At 68.5% G+C, this 276-nt stretch carries 1 protein-coding gene; it reads right to left on the bottom strand.

The annotated features are described in order from the left end of the window. The coding region (gene vgrG, locus DOM36_RS20395; protein ID WP_157958661.1) for a type VI secretion system tip protein VgrG at nucleotides 1-276 on the bottom strand (276 nt) is incomplete at both ends.

Here is a 276-nt window from a genome sequence, read left to right as displayed (position 1 = left end):
GCCGTTGTAGACCCGACCGGTGATCAGCGGCCGGTCCGCATCGCCCTCGAGGAAGTCGACCAGCACTTCCTGGCCGATGCGCGGCACGAACACGCCACCCCAGCCGGCGCCGGCGTTGGGCTGGGAGACCCGCAGCCAGACGCTGGAGTTTTCATCGTTCTGACCCTGGCGGTCCCAGTGGAACTGGACGCGCACGCGGTTGAGGTGATCGGTATGAATCTCTTCGTTGGCGGGGCCGACCACGGTGGCGCTCTGCGGCCCGCCGATCACCGGACG

This window comes from Salinicola sp. CPA57 (assembly GCF_003206035.1).
GTDB lineage: Bacteria > Pseudomonadota > Gammaproteobacteria > Pseudomonadales > Halomonadaceae > Salinicola > Salinicola socius.
This window is presented reverse-complemented; position numbering and strand designations above follow the sequence as displayed.